Genomic DNA, 15817 nt, shown 5'->3' with positions numbered 1-15817 from the left:
CGGATGATTCAGGCATATCGTCTTTAAGTTCGTCCACACCGGCCTGCATGGCTTCTGCAGCCATCATAACATGTGGAAGGAATAATTTACCCCTTTCAAAAAGGGTACCGACTTCATTCATACCTGCCGCAAGACCATTCTCAATGATGTCGGGAGCCTCGAGTTCACCACGGGCTTTTTCGACAGCAGCAAGAACCTGGTCCTTCTTGCAACTTACAATTGCATCAGACAGTTCTTTGTATAATTCTTCTTTTGACGTAGTTACAACCTCCTTTCCATAGAGATTCAGAGACCACCGATTAAATCGGCTTACTCTCATGAAAAAGAGGATATGAATTGTATATAGCCTGAGTTGCATCGAATTTGCGAAAGATAAATGAATAAGCAAACCCTATGAGATTTGTCAAGGGACATAAGTAATTACCAGTGGCATGGGAAATTATAACGGTTTTAAAATACATAACCTCGTTTTAATGGACCTTGTTCTGAAATAATATAAATAATATAAACAAAAGAAGTTTAACCCCCTTAACTAAAAGGTGAATGTATGCAATCATCATTGAGTGATACTATCTGGCTCTCTGAAAAAAGGAAAAGGCTTCTTTTACTGCTAATGGAAGGACCCAGAAATATAGACCAGATCAAAACATCCCTTAATGTTACATCCAAAGCAATGATGCCCCAGATAAAAATACTCAGGGAACAAAACCTAATCATTGAAGAGGACAGGGTCTATCAGCTTTCGGATATAGGAGAAATTATAGTAAAAAACATGATCCCACTGTTGAAAACCCTGGGAGTCATAGAGGAAAATAATGACTACTGGGCAACCCGGGATTTAAGTTCAATTCCGGAAGAACTTGATTCACGGCTGGGTGATATAGGGGAATGTATGGTAATAGAGCCGGATATGAACCATCTTTTTGACCTGCCCGAGGAATTCAGCAAGAATCTTATCAAATCTAACAAAGTTATGACAATAATGGCCTATTTCCATCCTCTCTATCCCGATCTATATTATGAACTGGCAAATAACGGCGTTCAAATAGACATTATACTTACTGAACCAATTTACAAGCGGATGAGAGAAGAACATACTGATAAATTCCGCCACATTGTTGAAAGGGAACATACCAATCTCTACATTTGCAACGAAGTAAATCTAACATCCGTTGTAACAGATAGGTTCCTTTATCTCTGCCTCTTCAATAAGAATGATATGTACGATCACAAGAAAATAATGAGTTTTGATTCAAGTGCACTTCAATGGGGTACTGAATTATATGATCACTTCCGACAGAAATCAACTCTAATAGACTGGGATTTTCCCGAACTGAATGATTGAAATGGCATGGAAAAATGTACCACTAAAATCCAAACTTGTGTTTTTTATCCTGGTAGGGATACTTGTGGTACTGATTACATCCACTGCAGTAATTATTTCAACAGTGACTACCCAGGAAGAGGAACTGGCATACCAGCAATCAATAGAGAAGGCAAAAAATTATGCCAATAAGTTTAATACTGAAATGCGATCAAATCAGGTCACAGGAGAGGCGATCGCCCATTCCCTTACACAGTACCATTCAGAAAACCGTACAGAAGTAAACAATATATTGCTAAAGCTTCTGGAAGAAAATCCTGATTTGCTGGGAACCTATGTTTGTTTTGAACCCAATGCTTTTGATGGTATGGATAGTAGGTATGTAAACACAACCGGTCATGATGAAACCGGGAGATTTATTCCCTACTGGAACAGGATATCGGGAAATATAACACTTGACCCACTACTTGATTATGAAACATCTGGATACTACCAGCTGCCAAAAAAACTAAAGCGGGATATAGTTACTGAACCCTATTACTATGAGGGTGTATTCATTGTAAGTTATGTCACACCCATTATGAGAGAGGGCGAGTTTATTGGCATCGGGGGTGTCGATGTATCCCTGAATCATCTGAATGGAGTAGTAAACAATGTAAAAGCCTTTGATACCGGCTATGCGATTATGACCGGAAATACCGGGATTCTCATATCCCATCCTACAGATGAAGAACTGGTGGGAGCAAAAACCCTCTATGACTACGGTGTGCCGGAAATTACACGCATGGCTGATGAAATAAAACTCGGCAAGAGTGGCTATATTGAAACAATCGATCCCATCACCGGCAAAGATGTGGTCATGTTCTATGAACCAATAAAAACTTCAAATTTTGCATTTATCCTGGTGGTACCAAAGGATGAGATGCTTGCAGGAGTGACAGACCTCAGGAACAGATTACTTTTGATTTCTTCAATATCATTGATATTCATGGGAGCTGTTGCAATCCTGATTACCAGATCGGTGACAGGCCCGATAAATGAAATAGTGAACGATTTTAAGGACATATCTGATGCTGCGATCGGAGGTAAACTTGATGAAAGAGCCGAAACAGACGTAGATATTGATTTCCGGGAAATACCTGAAGGATTGAATGATATACTCAATGCTCTTGAGAATGCCAGTCAGTTACGAGAAGAGATGGAAAAGGTTGTCAACAACAGCCCGGTAATTGTTTTTAAATGGAAAGCAGAAAAGAACTGGCCTGTTGAAGTTGTATCAAAGAACATATCCCAGTTTGGGTATTCTCCGGAAGATTTCGGACCGAATGGCCTTGATTATGGAGATATTGTACATCCGGATGACCTGCCTGAGGTCGAGGCAAAACTAGGAGAAATATTCTCCGGCAAGGAAACCCAGTTCAATATAGAGTACAGGATATTGACAAAGGATGGTGAAGCCCGATGGGTTGATGAGCGTACCTTCATCCAGAGAGAGCATCATGAGATCATACACAATATGATTAATAAAAATAATGACACCGAAAGTCAGGTTTCTGAACTGGAAGGCAAATGCCATGATGTGAAATATCTCCAAGGTGTAATCGTTAATATCGATGAAAGGAAACAAGCTGAAGAAGCCCTTCTTAAAATTGAAGATATACGAAAAAAAGAAATACACCACAGGATAAAGAATAACCTTCAGGTTATATCCACACTATTGTATCTTGAATCTGAAAAATTTAGGGACGAGGATGTGCTGGATGCTTTCAACAATAGCAGGGACAGAGTTCGTACAATGGCTCTTGTACATGAGAAACTTTACCAGTCAAAGGATATGGAAAGCATCGATTTTGCAGACTATAGCAAAAATCTTATCAATTATCTGTCCCAATCCTATGTACTTGAAAAAAGTGAAGTCGATATAAAAATTAATGTGGAAAACATATTTTTGGGAATGGATACAGCCGTTCCGCTCGGAATCATTATAAATGAACTTGTATCCAATTCATTGAAGTATGCTTTTGATAAAGGTAAAGGCACTATATTAATCGAACTTCAAAAAATAAATGACCATCACAAATTGATTGTCAGTGACAATGGTATCGGAATGAAGGATGAAATTGATTTTGAAGATACGGATTCCCTTGGCCTTTTGCTTGTCCATACACTTGCACAACAGATAAATGCAACAATAGAAATAGACACATCACAAGGCACAAGATTTGAAATTATTTTTCAGGAAAATAATCAAGAAATAACAGAGGGCAAATATGTCAGGTGAAAAAATTCTCGTGGTAGAAGATGAAAATATAGTAGCCCTTGGCATAAAAAAAATGCTCAAAGGAATGGGTTTCAGGGTGCCCAGCATAGCAGCTTCAGGTGAAGAAGCTATACAAAAAGCTGAAATCACTTTTCCGGACCTTGTACTTATGGATATAATGTTGAAAGGTGAAATTGATGGAATTGAAGCAGCTGAAAAGATATATGACACAATGGACATCCCTGTAGTATACCTTACAGCTTATTCGGATGATAAAATGCTCGAAAGGGCAAAAAGAACAAATCCCTACGGCTATATTATGAAGCCCTTTGAGGAAAAATCCCTGCAAAGTACTATAAAATTAGCTCTGGATAATTACAGGAAAGAAAAAGAAAAAAAAGAGTGAAAATATTTATTTGAATTCAGTATAGCCACATTTACCACAGGTTAACCTGTCCTTATGTTCGGCAAGGAATACACCTTCACCGCAGCGAGGACAGAACTGTCTGGTACGTTCGATATTATCGCCGTCTACTTTATAATACTCTTTTACAGCCATGTAACCACCTTACTCTTCACTTGCTTGTTCTGCTTCAGGTTCTGGAATCTCATTTCTTTTGAGGCTATATCCCTTTTCAACTTCTTTCATGCGGGACGCATCTTCATAGATCCTGGCATAACCGGATAATTCCTGTTTACCAAACATGTTTCTCATGTCCTGGACTATAATAAGTTCAATAGGCACATTCAGCATGGCTGCAAGTTTTGATTTAACGTCATTCCTTGCAGGTGTTGGTCCCTCAAAAGTCACATTGAAATTCAGTTCCTTTCTGTTTAGAAGAGTGTTGATCTTCTCTTCAATTATGCTGATATCCATACAACTTCCTCCACATAGTGTATAATTCTTCTTTACAATGCTGTTTATCAATGATCTTGTCAATTAGTTCTGTCATCTCTTCCTTTTTGGAAGCAGTAATCCGGACAAACATCATACCTTCATCAGGTTGTCCATAGAGAACGACGGATCCTACAGGGGCCATCATTATTGCAGGAAGAGATGCAAGATCCTCTTCTCCCTGCACAAATATCCTGACTCGCCGATTTGAATCTAGTGCTTCCGCAAGTGCATCCACCAGTTCTTCTGTAATTGAACCGGCGGGATTATTTACAACCAGTTCCTTGAAACCTGATTGTTTTGTACCTGTGATCATCTGCTCGCAAGCAGGTTGGCGATGAGTTTTATCATCGATTACAAGTATATCTGGAATAATATTTGATTTGAGCAAGTGGAACGTAGTAACATCACCTACAGATATAAGTTTTATGGGGTCATCAAGATCCCTTGATACTTTTCCAATGTTTTCTTCACCGGGTCCTTTGTAAAGGACTCCAAATTTTTTACGTAACAAAGGACGCAGGGATGCGGGTATCGAAATCGTTCCACCCAAATTACCGCACCTTCAAAGCATATTTGTCAGGAATCGTAACCCCTATCTTTTTTGCGATTTCGGACTTTTCAGGGTCCACTATAACCAAAAGTCCGCTCCAATCGTTACTAAGGTTAGTGGTGCCACAAACCGGGCATTCCTGACCTGCAACAAGCCTGTGACAATCCATGCAAACAGATTCAACCATAACTAGAACTCCTGATTATTTATTTGCTACAGTGGGTTTTCTCTGTTCATCGAGCCATTCCAGCTTGCCCAGAGCAGGTTGTCGCATTGTCAGACCGATCTTACTGTCACGTGGCTCCCTTTCATTAATGCTAACAGCCACTATGCGAGCCCTTACGCGGTCGCCTTCTGAAAGAGCTTTACTTACGTTCTTACTGATCAACCTTCCATTCTTTCCATCATAGGACATGAAATCGTCTGTGATCTGGCTAACATGCAGAAGACCGTCCATTGCACCTATGCTGACAAAAGCTCCAAATTCAACGGTTTCAACAACTTCACCTTCGATTACTTCCTGCAGCGTCGGTATGAACATGATCGCTTCAAAAGTAACATCATAATAGACTGCGCCATCTCCTACAAGAATATGACCTTCACCAATCTCATCAATATCAGTGATCGCTACAACAGAGCCGATCTTTTTGTCAACTCGCCCTTCAAGTTTATTCTTGAGAGCATTTTTGACACTGACCCTTACATCATCGGCAAGGAGACTGGGAGCGACCCGGACTGTATCAACAAGCTTCATCCTCTTGTACATATAATTATCTCCGCAATATCATTATATAAGAATATCAGAACTTCTCATCCCTTATAAATCATTGTGCTATTTATCCTGATTACAGGAAATCAAGTTTGTTCTTTTGCCTCAGCCTTACAATAGGTATTTCCTTTTCTTTCAATCTTTGCTGTAATCCAATATCATTGGTCAATACAGCTGCATCATAAACGGGTGCAAGACGGACAATCACATCATCCGCAAATCCCTCTCCTTCTATAATATCACATCTTTCGGATAATGAAATAGCTAATTTTGCAGCCATTTTATCCTTACCCCGGCAACGTCTTACAAGGCCATCAAGTTCGTGCAGGATCGCTGTGGGAAGAAGGAATTGGTCAAAACCCAGTCTCCTGAGTTCTGTGAATATGTCCACACCAAATTGTGCTGGAAGCATTATCCCGTTTGTATCAATGATAACCTTCAATTCTCAATTACCCCGATACCGATCAATCTCCATCGGGAACCAATCCTGCGGCTTATGGCAACCATTGAACCAATGTCTGCACAAACGGGTCTTTTAAGATTGACCTCGGCAACATCTTCCCTAGCACTTGTTACAATACCCACAGTTGTGGCTGTGCCGGCATTTAGCATAAGGGGTTCACTTGTCTTGATCTGGCCAATTTCTCCTTCATCATCCACTCCGACAACACGTTCAAGCAGTTTTAACCTGAGGGTAAAAGAATGTTTGGTACTGGGTAATGTCCCGGGTTTACCTGCTACCTGTCCGGTAAGGGAATCACTTTTTGTCAGATCCGGGTCAAGCTCAGTACCCACTGCCAGAAGACCTCCGGGAGTGGCTTCATCAACAGGAGTCGTACCTGCTATAATACCAGTTACCTTTGTATGAATAGGATCCCAGTGGATGGCACCTTCACTTTCAACTTTCCTGCCTGGTTTTATTTCCAGCTCATCACCAGCCTTCAATGTGCCCTCCGTAAGGGTACCACCGATAACACCACCTGATATCTGGTCAATAGGAAGACCTGGCCGATTTATGTCAAAAGATCTTGCAATGAGCATTCTCGCCTCTTTATCAAGTTTATAAACAGGAGCCGGAATCATTTTTTCCATTGCATCTATAAGTACATCGATATTGACATCCTGCTGGGCAGAAATCGGGATTATTGGAGCATTCTCTGCAACCGTGCCTTTGACAAATTCCTTTATCTGCTTATAATTCTCTATGACATCTTTCCTGTTTACAAGATCAATTTTATTCTGGACTATGACAATATTTTTTATACCAATGATGTCAAGAGCCATGAGATGTTCCTTGGTTTGTGGCTGGGGACATTCCTCGTTCGCGGCAATGACAAGAATGGCACCATCCATTATGGCTGCACCTGAAAGCATCGTAGCCATCAGTGTTTCGTGCCCAGGAGAATCTACAAAGGATATGGTTCTGACTTGTTCTGTTTTTGCGCCACAGTGTGGACATTCTTTCTTTACTGAATAACACCGTGGTTCAGGGCAGGTGGGACATTTCATCAAAGTTGCATCTGCATAACCCAGACGGATGGAGATACCTCTTTTCAGTTCTTCACTATGCTTATCAGTCCATACACCGGACAATGAACGTACAAGAGTGGTTTTTCCATGATCGACATGACCTACCATGCCGATATTAACACAAGGCTGACTCAATTTTTAATTTCCCTCCCTTTTGGGACTAAAGTAGAAATGTAGTTGATATAAGATGAATTGAACGTGAAACACTTAATAATTCTAATTACGTAAAAATGTTGCTGTCAAAACAGGATTATACAAAAATAAGGAGAGGAGTGATAAAAACATCACTCGTCTTGTTTTTTATCTGGCTTACGCCTCATATACAACACAATAGCACCTATAACCAATGCTGCAATAACAAGGGCTACAGGTAACATCATTCCACCTGTATAGGTATTGGATGAAGCCGATACCTGTGTCTTGATTTTCACATTGTCTGAAACACGTTCATGGCCTTTAGTGTCCTCATACTTGATTTCACTGTTTATGGCGTATGGTTTTTCAATTGCAGTATCCCCTACTTTTAGTTTAAATACCGCAACGGCACTTTCCCCGGAATCCAGCTCACCGAGGTATGCCTGATCATCCGTGGTACTGAAGGGATCAGCGGCACTTATACGAACAATGGCATCCGTTACGGGTTCATCACCCGTATTGGTATAGGTAGCATGCAGCAGTCCTTCCTCGCCTATATCCAGCTGCCCGGAAACATTGGTAACTTCAAATTGTGCTTCCTTTTTCACATTTACAGGAATGGTGACATTCTGGGAACCCACATCATACCATAGCCCCACATCCATATTTGTGACACCAAGACTTGTTTCATTATCACCGGAAACCTGGACATTCTTCTGATAGCCATAATAAAGACTGAGAATCAGCGGGTATTCTCCGGAGGGTGCATTGTCCGAAAATTCCACATTAAACATAACAGGAGAGGTAGTCTGCTCACCGGCAGCCAGTGAGCCGGCTTCCTGAGGACCGGATTTTACTTCTACGTTTGGGTCAGGAGAAGTAAGAATTGCCACAATACCAATCGCAGTTGTCCGTTGTGATTCATAGGACATTTCCTGTTGCTGTAGTTTCTGATCAAGTGCGTCTACCGGATCATCATCCTCTTCAGACCTGAAACCTGTAATCAACCCCTTATTCATAAGATTGATATTCAACGTGACGGTATCACCACGATAAAATTCATCGTCACCAATGATGCTTGCGCTTACATCGGGGCCGCCATATACAGTGTAATAGTTATCACTAAAATCAAAATTATCAGGCAAGGCATTATTCTGCGGGATGAACCCGGCAGATGAGGCCGGAATCAGACACATCAGGGATATTCCCAGTGCAATTATTCCTATTATTAAATTTCTTGTATTCATGGTCACTCCTCTCCTTTACAGAGTTATTTTTTCTTTTTACGGATACTGTCAACTACCAGATATATGATTATCAAAAAAGTCAATAAAAGTGAAATCTGGGTGATACTAATCCATTCATCTGATGATTGCATTGGAACATTTATTTTAATGTTATCCGAAAATGCGTAATCCCCATCCTCATCGATATAGCGTATCTCACTGTCTATTGCATATTCCTTGACAACAGCCATAACGTCTGAATTCACGTTAAATGAAACCGTGTGTTCTTCACCAGGTTCAAGGGTACCCAGCAATGCAGTAGAACTGCCGGTACTTAGGGGATCCATGACGATCACCCTGGCAAGAGCACCATCAGCAGTCAATTCACCAACATTGCGATACGTTACCTGTATTACGCTTTCCTCGCCTGCAACCAGATTTCCAGCAACATCAACTACTTCGAATTCCGCTTCCTTTTCTATGTGGATAGGTATTTGCAGAGTTTTATTCGAATTATTATGATAGGTAGCATGATCCATATCAGGCAGACCTAGCTGAATAGTCCGGCCATCTGTCATACGGACATCCTCCTGATACTCATAACTTACAGGGAGGAAGAGTATATAGTCCCCTGCTGGAGCATTCTCCGAAATTTCAATCGTGAATGTCATAGAACGCGAGGGCAAATCCCCGGGAACCAATTTATCCAGGGTCTGGTCATTGGTCGAAGAATCGATCTCTATATAACCAGTGGGAGAAACAAGACTGGTCTTTATACCGTAAGCAATTGTGCGTTTTGTTTCATATTCCAGCTCTTTCATGGCAAGAGCTTGTTCAGCCTTATCATCCTCCACGTCTGTGACGGATTTAAAGCCATGCAAAATACCCCTGTTAGAGAGAATAATATTGACATTGGCTGTTTCACCCCGATCAAAATGAGTGTCCCCTACTACTGAAGCATGAATATCCGGCACACCATATCCCCGGTAATAATTTGTAGTATATTCATAAGTTGGGGGAATGTACTCTTTTGATTGGGCCGTAGTCACACCAATAAATAGAGTTGCAAGCAGTATTACTGAGATCAGGGACAGAAAGACCATTTGTCTTCTGAAATTATTTGTATTGTGTTGGGTTCTACTCATGTGATATCAACCCCTGTTTGAAGATTATTTGCAGATGGAGTCAGATTATGCCCTGCTTTTTTTGCTCTGTGTTTATCCCTCCATTTGTCCAGGGTTACAATTACGGGAGGGAATATGACAAATGTAGCAATCAGAGCAAGGGCAACATCGATTACAGTAATAATACCAAAACTGCTTATAATACCAAAAGCAGAAGCAACCAGTGCCAGGAAACCAAATAGTGTGGTCAACCCGGAAGTAACGATAGCCTTGCCGATCTTAACACTGGCTTCGCACATAGCTGCTTCAGGTAGAGCACCTTTTTCCCTCTCCTCAAAGTAGCGCTCCATCATAAGCACCGCATATTCCGAACCAACACCCAATATCAGAGCTCCAAGGGTCGCGGTCATCGGCGTATATTCCATATTCAGATAGTACATAAGCCCTCCAGTCCACCCAATTACCATAAACATAGTTATGACGGGTACAAAGGCTTTCAGGAAATCTCTGTATATTACAAGCAGACCGGCAAAAACCATTCCAAGACCCAGATATGTCATGAAAATCCGTCCAGATGTAAGGGCACCTATGACCTCGATAAACACAAAAGAATGACCCGTGATTGTTACGCTTACATCTGGAGGAGGAGCAAGCCACTGAATATCGTTTTCAATAACGTTGGCAAGAGTTTCAATACCTTCCAGTCCCAGACCGCTCATAGCATCACCAATGTTGAGGTTGACAACCATTATATTCTGGCCACTAATGTATCGCTCCTTTGATGAATCTGGAATCTCTGAAAGAACATGCCTCACCCCTTCCTCTGAATCCGGAAGCACTCCACCATTATTCGATTTGACAAGAGAAGCCAGACTTGTTGCTGCATAAACATCATCACGATTATCAACTTCATGCTGACTGAACTTATCGACCCAATGTAAAAGCTCCGGATCTGCAATATTTGAAGTCTTTATGATTACATTGAGCTCATCATCCCCACCTGTAATATCCCCTAGATGCTGAAGATCTATCAGGGCAGGCATGTCTTGCGGCACAAATGTTTCAGTGTCTGTCTGAATTGGCACAAAGGTATCTGCGTAGAGACCATTTACACAGATTAAACCTGCAATTATGAGTACAGGAACGGGATGTTTCATTGTAAAAGTCGCAACCGAACGCAGGGTATTGTCAATAAAGCCGCCTGAATCTGTAGTGGTTTGCTTTTTACCAGATTTTTTGAACCTGCGCATGATAAGCCTGTGACGAAGGGAGTCAACATGGTGCTTCTTTGCCTTTTCCTGTCTTTTTTTTGCAAAGATGTCAAGCCCGTATATAACAGTCACACCTACAAAAAGAGAGGACAGGAAACACATAAACACACCAATAAGAAGAAGTTTTGCAAAATCCTGTACCATAGGCACTGTAGAAGTTGCAAGGGAAACAAAACCGAGTGCTGTGATTGTAAGCGCAATCATGACAGCCGGACCTGTATGTTTGATCGTGTCGATAACCGCTTCCCGGGGAGATTCGCCTCTTTCCAGTTCCTCTTCAATGCGGTTATGGAACTGTATGGCATAATCAATGCCCAAACCAATAAGTACTGGAAACGCTGCCATGGAAACCATTGTCATGGGTATACCCAGATAACCCATTGCACCGAATGTATAGATTATTCCCAGAAGCACAATTGCAAGGGGCATCAATCTCCATCTTACATGTCTGAATACAAGATAGAGAACAATGACCATTAAAAAGACAGAGAGCAAGAGTAAGACACCCATACTGGATATCATTTCCTTATTCATCCCTATTTCAAAGGCAGGATCACCGGTGACGATAAAATTGTACCCGGGAGGGAACTCTGCCAGGTCTACCGATGTTTCAACTTCACTAAGAATTTCCTGTTTTCGAATCTCACTGGTATCCCCTGCCATTTCAATATAAACAAGTGTATGGGTTTTATCCGGAGACAGGGAAGATGGAATATAAGGAATTAATTCGGACAACCGTTCATCATTTTGCGGGATCTCAAATCTTCCGTTTTCCAGCTTGTTGGCTTCCTTTACAACCGAAGAAGCGCTTTGCGTACTCAGTACACCCGGTATAGAAGACGACATCCTGTCCAGGCGGTCAATAGCTTCCAGTAAAGCCCTGTCCTGTACATCACCCCCTTCCACCATAACAACGATGGCTTCCTTACTGAAAAGGCTCAGATAAAGGTGATCATAATTCTGGTACAGCTGCGAATCTTTATCTACAAATGTTTCTGTACCCGATTCCATCTTGATCAGCTGAGCACCTTCAAATGAAACAAGAACAAGTAACATTGCAATTATCAGAATGGCAATCGCATGATCCTCTATGAAAATACCCAGTTTCTCAAAGATGTTTTTAATAGGGAATCGCTCCTTTTTATTTATGCAGCTTATAAATTAAAAATCAAATATGTTGGATTTCTTGTATACGAGTGCCTGACTATAGATTGACGGACTGGACCATGCAATGATTCTATATATAATTTCTCATTTATTAATAGAAATGCTCCATTTATACCAATTATATTAATTATCTGAAACGTAGGCGGATATTTTTCGTTCCAGGTTTACTACCGAACGCATGCTTTCCAGCATTTCGTCAATTTCATCCTCTTCAAGCCCTTCAAGCATAACATTAACAATTTTCTCAACACAGCCTTCAAGCACATCCATATACCTGTAACCTGAGGAGGTAAGGGATATCCATATTTTTCTCCGGTCCATGGGATCTGCTGTCCTTTTTACCAGACCGTCTTTCTCAAGGTAATCAATAATACTTGTCACGCTGCTTTTTTTCAGGTTCAGGAACCTGGCAAGAGTGGAAGGCATCATCTCCTTTTCCCGACCGAGGATAAGGATTGCATGATTGCGATTTTTCAAATTTGGTAACGGCTCAGACTTGTTATAAAAAATTTTTTCCATAACATCATAAAGAACTTTTCTAGATATAATATCATATTCCAGTTTCAGTTCTGCAAGTTCCTTAATAGATGAATGAACATCTTCCAATTAACAACAACTCCACAGCATATTTCATATTACAAATAGTCGGTTTATCGAACAATTAGAATAATGAAATATAAATTTAACCCGTGTATAATTGACAGAATAGAGAATGCCTTGACAAGCGTAGAAGATTATGAACAACTGTAAATGAACTGGGGGAGGGATACAAGCAGAATCCCTCCCGTTTGGAGCGAGTGCTACAGATCAATTCTGATACATATACTTGTCGCGCAGGCAGACCCAAAATAAAAGTAATTAAAACTGAAAATAAAATAGAGCCTATTAATGAATTAAAAAATAGACAATTATAAGAAATATATAAATAGTATAGATCATTGGTGCCAGCAAGCTGACACCATATAACCTGAAGAAACATTTCCTTTTTACTCGGGTATATTCGGGATTTCCGTTAATTCACCTCGATGATTCCTGAGAACATATTTTTCCTCATCTTTATCTACCATATAATAATCCGGCATCAAAGGAATTTTACCAACGTTGGTTGCAATTACATACATTGGCTGAGCAAGTCCTGTTGTGTGCCCACGCAGACCATCGCGTATCAATTCCGCACCTTTTTCTACAGGAGTACGGAAATGATCGATTCCCGGTGCAGGTTCACAGTAGAACAGATAATATGGTCTGATTCTTGCAGTCAATAGTTTCTGATGCAAATCCCTTATGGTTTGCACATCATCATTTATGCCTTTCAACAATACTGCCTGATTACCTACGTTAACACCTGCAGATACAAGATCATAGACCGCCCGTTTTGTTTTATCAGTAATCTCTTTGGGATGATTGCACTGGGTATTCAGCCAAATTGGTACATCATGGTATCCACCCAGTATCCTTTTCAGATTATCAGTAATCCTTTGAGGCAAAACAATAGGCAAACGTGAGCCAATACGGATCATCTCAACATGAGGAATATCCCGAAGACTTCCAATAATATATTCAATCTTTTCATCCGATAAAAGAAGAGGATCCCCACCCGTTACCAGAACGTCCCGGACCTCCGGATGCTGACGAATCCATTCAATACCATCATCCACATTAAAATCCAGTTTCAGATCATGACTCACAACCAGTTCTTTCCTAAAGCAATGGCGACAATAGATACCACATTCCTGGAAAACCGTGAATGCAACCCTGTCCTTATACTGCCTGGCTATACTATCAGGCCGTACTTCATCGGTGGCCCTGTTTTCTTTCCAGACAAGGTAATCTTTCATCCCATACCTGTTGTGAGTTTCCTGAAGGGATGGGACAACCTGCTTCCTGATTGGACACTCCGGATCATCCTTGTCCATAAGGGAGGCAAAATAAGGTGTAGTACCCCAGTGTGTATCAAGGGTTTTTATGGCTTCCCTTTCAGATTCTGTTAAATTTATTATTTCTTCGAGCTTTTCAAGAGAATTTATTTGATTAGTAATTTGATCTTTCCATTCTTCACTCATTATAGTGAATACTCCTTATCAAGAGATAATAGTCATAAAATATATTGTTTATGGTAGATATTTCTAAATAGAACAAGATGTTTTGCTCAAATTTTGACAAAATAAAAACACCCGGACAAGCCCAAATGGGATCCAATTTAAAAGTGAATTGCGTGAATGGATGGAAAAAACGCTCCATCCCTGCAACACATTAAGAGAAAATTATTTCAGATAACCTTTTTTCTGAAGCCAGGCGACTTCCTGTCTTCTGTATTTCCAGACAACATCGGCTTTTGAATCCTGAATGTCCCATGGTACAGCAAGAACCACGTCCCCTTCACGTATTCTCATACGTCTTTTACGGGAACCGGGAATTCTTCCCATTCTTACAACGCCATCCATACATTGAAGGTCAAGCCTTTTGCCTCCAAGCATTCTGGATACTGTAGCAACAATTTCATTCCTGTCCTTACGCGGAGTCCGGACTTTAGTAAATTGTGCACCCTCGCTCTGCTGTTTATTCTTATTCTTTTTTTTATTATAGTTGTTATAAGCCAGATTGATACCTCATTTAGATTTTATGAAGAAATTTTATTTAGTGATCAGTAGACGGAATTAATGCGAATTATCCTCAAAACAAACCCTATTTCTGATAATAAATTATGCAATCACAACGTTGCTCTATATGCATTCAACATATTTAAATCCAATTGAACAGAGTAAAATAAAAATTGAAATATATTAATTAGTTGAAATTGAAAATAAGTAACAAAACAAGAACTAACAAGCCACATTCAGCCTACAATTGTAATATATTTATTGCATTTGAATCACTGTTTACTGGTTAACAGAAAGTAAAGATAAACATCAATCCTATTTTCCACTATTCTGTCTAATCTGCTCTAATATAATACATATCTGTACATTCTAAAACCAATATCTGTTATTAAGCAGAAATACAATATTATTTGATGGGAGGGATTTACATGGACAACGAAAGGGAAGAGTTCTGGGAAAAACAATCCTTTGTAATAATAACTGACAATACCAAGCCGGCAATGAAGTACACCATAGACGAACTCACTAAAAGAGGAAAAGAAGTGTACATTTTTGATTTATCAACTAACCCTGATAAAGGAGACATAAAAAGTGTTGATGATATACCAGACAATGTAGAAAATACTGTACTGGGAATCACAACCTCTGATCCGGCAGACTTTGTGCAAGCCCTCAAAAACAGAGGATTTTCTAATTTCTGGATACACTGGCGTACCGAAACACCAGGAATCGAGAAGATGAGGGATCCTGATATACAGATAATCAAGGGAAAATGCCCCATGATGTATCTGGGGAAAGATTTCAGCATCCATGGTCTGCACAGATCAATTGCTAAATTTACGACTAATGGGGTGTAGGGGTAGAGAAAGCCTATGACTTTAGTCATAGGATGAATCGTACCCCTCCTCGTAGTATTTTTAATTTTATCACAAACCATTTAAGCAAACAGTACATATTAAGATA

The 15817-nt window shown here is 40.3% G+C and carries 18 protein-coding genes; 4 read left to right on the top strand and 14 right to left on the bottom strand.

The features are described 5' to 3' along the window. Nucleotides 1-232 (bottom strand): B12-binding domain-containing protein (locus EFE42_RS02895; protein WP_199724072.1); only part of this gene is annotated, 232 nt, incomplete at its 3' end. A 315-nt stretch (nt 233-547) separates the two neighbouring features. Between EFE42_RS02895 and EFE42_RS02890 the strand changes: the two genes are divergently transcribed. The 3 genes from EFE42_RS02890 to EFE42_RS02880 are packed head-to-tail and all read left to right on the top strand — an operon-like array spanning nt 548 to nt 3990. Beyond that, complete coding sequence (locus EFE42_RS02890) at nt 548-1345, top strand: winged helix-turn-helix domain-containing protein (RefSeq protein ID WP_123135841.1); 798 nt, start codon at nt 548-550, stop codon at nt 1343-1345. Continuing rightward, on the top strand, nt 1338-3605 hold the full coding sequence (locus tag EFE42_RS02885; RefSeq protein ID WP_123135840.1) for a histidine kinase dimerization/phosphoacceptor domain -containing protein: 2268 nt from the start codon (nt 1338-1340) through the stop codon (nt 3603-3605). Before EFE42_RS02890 ends, EFE42_RS02885 begins: the two co-directional genes overlap by 8 nt. After that, nucleotides 3595-3990, top strand: a complete 396-nt coding sequence (locus tag EFE42_RS02880) for a response regulator (RefSeq protein ID WP_123135839.1) — start codon at nt 3595-3597, stop codon at nt 3988-3990. The genes EFE42_RS02885 and EFE42_RS02880 overlap by 11 nt, the downstream gene beginning before the upstream one ends. 6 nt (nt 3991-3996) lie before the next feature. On the opposite strand, the gene EFE42_RS02875 is transcribed toward EFE42_RS02880, so the two are convergent. The 13 genes from EFE42_RS02875 to eif1A all read right to left on the bottom strand — a co-directional run bounded on the left by EFE42_RS02875 (nt 3997) and on the right by eif1A (nt 14854). Then, nucleotides 3997-4143 carry a 30S ribosomal protein S27ae gene (locus EFE42_RS02875; protein ID WP_013036965.1) on the bottom strand — a complete coding sequence of 49 codons (147 nt, stop codon included), beginning with the start codon at nt 4141-4143 and terminating at the stop codon, nt 3997-3999. Between the two features lie 9 nt (nt 4144-4152). After that, nucleotides 4153-4461, bottom strand: a complete 309-nt coding sequence (locus EFE42_RS02870; protein ID WP_123135838.1) for a 30S ribosomal protein S24e — start codon at nt 4459-4461, stop codon at nt 4153-4155. Next, nucleotides 4442-5032 (bottom strand): GTP-dependent dephospho-CoA kinase family protein, encoded by a 591-nt coding sequence (locus EFE42_RS02865; RefSeq protein ID WP_123135837.1) that lies wholly within the window; start codon nt 5030-5032, stop codon nt 4442-4444. The genes EFE42_RS02870 and EFE42_RS02865 overlap by 20 nt, the downstream gene beginning before the upstream one ends. 1 nt (nt 5033) lies before the next feature. Then, the gene (spt4, locus tag EFE42_RS02860; RefSeq protein ID WP_072359208.1) at nt 5034-5219 is read right to left on the bottom strand and encodes a transcription elongation factor subunit Spt4; all 186 of its coding nucleotides are present in this window, start codon (nt 5217-5219) and stop codon (nt 5034-5036) included. A 15-nt stretch (nt 5220-5234) separates the two neighbouring features. Continuing rightward, nucleotides 5235-5798 (bottom strand): DNA-directed RNA polymerase, encoded by a 564-nt coding sequence (locus EFE42_RS02855; protein ID WP_123135836.1) that lies wholly within the window; start codon nt 5796-5798, stop codon nt 5235-5237. A gap of 79 nt (nt 5799-5877) precedes the next feature. Continuing rightward, nucleotides 5878-6243 (bottom strand): DNA-binding protein, encoded by a 366-nt coding sequence (locus EFE42_RS02850; protein WP_072359204.1) that lies wholly within the window; start codon nt 6241-6243, stop codon nt 5878-5880. Next, entirely contained in the window at nt 6240-7466 is a 1227-nt protein-coding gene (locus tag EFE42_RS02845) for a translation initiation factor IF-2 subunit gamma (protein ID WP_123135835.1), read from the bottom strand. The genes EFE42_RS02850 and EFE42_RS02845 overlap by 4 nt, the downstream gene beginning before the upstream one ends. A 149-nt stretch (nt 7467-7615) precedes the next feature. Continuing rightward, nucleotides 7616-8713: a COG1361 S-layer family protein gene (locus tag EFE42_RS02840; protein ID WP_123135834.1), complete on the bottom strand. Its 1098-nt coding sequence runs from the start codon at nt 8711-8713 to the stop codon at nt 7616-7618. Nucleotides 8714-8736: 23 nt separating this feature from the next. After that, on the bottom strand, nt 8737-9837 hold the full coding sequence (locus tag EFE42_RS02835) for a COG1361 S-layer family protein (protein ID WP_123135833.1): 1101 nt from the start codon (nt 9835-9837) through the stop codon (nt 8737-8739). Further along, nucleotides 9834-12158 carry an RND family transporter gene (locus EFE42_RS02830; protein ID WP_255419050.1) on the bottom strand — a complete coding sequence of 775 codons (2325 nt, stop codon included), beginning with the start codon at nt 12156-12158 and terminating at the stop codon, nt 9834-9836. The genes EFE42_RS02835 and EFE42_RS02830 overlap by 4 nt, the downstream gene beginning before the upstream one ends. 219 nt (nt 12159-12377) lie before the next feature. Then, a complete protein-coding gene (locus tag EFE42_RS02825) occupies nt 12378-12860 on the bottom strand; it encodes a MarR family winged helix-turn-helix transcriptional regulator (RefSeq protein ID WP_123135831.1) in 483 nt (160 codons plus the stop codon). A 380-nt stretch (nt 12861-13240) separates the two neighbouring features. After that, nucleotides 13241-14317 (bottom strand): KamA family radical SAM protein, encoded by a 1077-nt coding sequence (locus tag EFE42_RS02820; RefSeq protein WP_123135830.1) that lies wholly within the window; start codon nt 14315-14317, stop codon nt 13241-13243. A gap of 201 nt (nt 14318-14518) precedes the next feature. Further along, complete coding sequence (eif1A, locus tag EFE42_RS02815) at nt 14519-14854, bottom strand: translation initiation factor eIF-1A (protein ID WP_072560409.1); 336 nt, start codon at nt 14852-14854, stop codon at nt 14519-14521. A 428-nt stretch (nt 14855-15282) separates the two neighbouring features. Between eif1A and EFE42_RS02810 the strand changes: the two genes are divergently transcribed. Further along, nucleotides 15283-15711, top strand: coding sequence for a hypothetical protein (locus EFE42_RS02810; protein ID WP_123135829.1), 429 nt, complete (start codon nt 15283-15285; stop codon nt 15709-15711). Nucleotides 15712-15817: the final 106 nt, after the last annotated feature.

Origin of the sequence: Methanohalophilus sp. RSK, from assembly GCF_003722075.1 — an archaeon.
GTDB lineage: Archaea > Halobacteriota > Methanosarcinia > Methanosarcinales > Methanosarcinaceae > Methanohalophilus.
Note: the sequence above shows the minus strand (reverse complement) of the source record. Positions and strands in the feature narration are given on the sequence as shown.

Excerpts from the sequence above, each read along its gene's own strand:
- EFE42_RS02890 (WP_123135841.1), top strand. The coding sequence starts at position 548 with ATGCAATCATCATTGAGTGATACTATCTGGCTCTCTGAAAAAAGGAAA.
- EFE42_RS02885 (WP_123135840.1), top strand. The coding sequence starts at position 1,338 with ATGATTGAAATGGCATGGAAAAATGTACCACTAAAATCCAAACTTGTG.
- EFE42_RS02880 (WP_123135839.1), top strand. The coding sequence starts at position 3,595 with ATGTCAGGTGAAAAAATTCTCGTGGTAGAAGATGAAAATATAGTAGCC.
- EFE42_RS02875 (WP_013036965.1), bottom strand. The coding sequence starts at position 4,143 with ATGGCTGTAAAAGAGTATTATAAAGTAGACGGCGATAATATCGAACGT.
- EFE42_RS02870 (WP_123135838.1), bottom strand. The coding sequence starts at position 4,461 with ATGGATATCAGCATAATTGAAGAGAAGATCAACACTCTTCTAAACAGA.
- spt4 (WP_072359208.1), bottom strand. The coding sequence starts at position 5,219 with ATGGTTGAATCTGTTTGCATGGATTGTCACAGGCTTGTTGCAGGTCAG.
- EFE42_RS02855 (WP_123135836.1), bottom strand. The coding sequence starts at position 5,798 with ATGTACAAGAGGATGAAGCTTGTTGATACAGTCCGGGTCGCTCCCAGT.
- EFE42_RS02840 (WP_123135834.1), bottom strand. The coding sequence starts at position 8,713 with ATGAATACAAGAAATTTAATAATAGGAATAATTGCACTGGGAATATCC.
- EFE42_RS02835 (WP_123135833.1), bottom strand. The coding sequence starts at position 9,837 with ATGAGTAGAACCCAACACAATACAAATAATTTCAGAAGACAAATGGTC.
- EFE42_RS02820 (WP_123135830.1), bottom strand. The coding sequence starts at position 14,317 with ATGAGTGAAGAATGGAAAGATCAAATTACTAATCAAATAAATTCTCTT.
- EFE42_RS02810 (WP_123135829.1), top strand. The coding sequence starts at position 15,283 with ATGGACAACGAAAGGGAAGAGTTCTGGGAAAAACAATCCTTTGTAATA.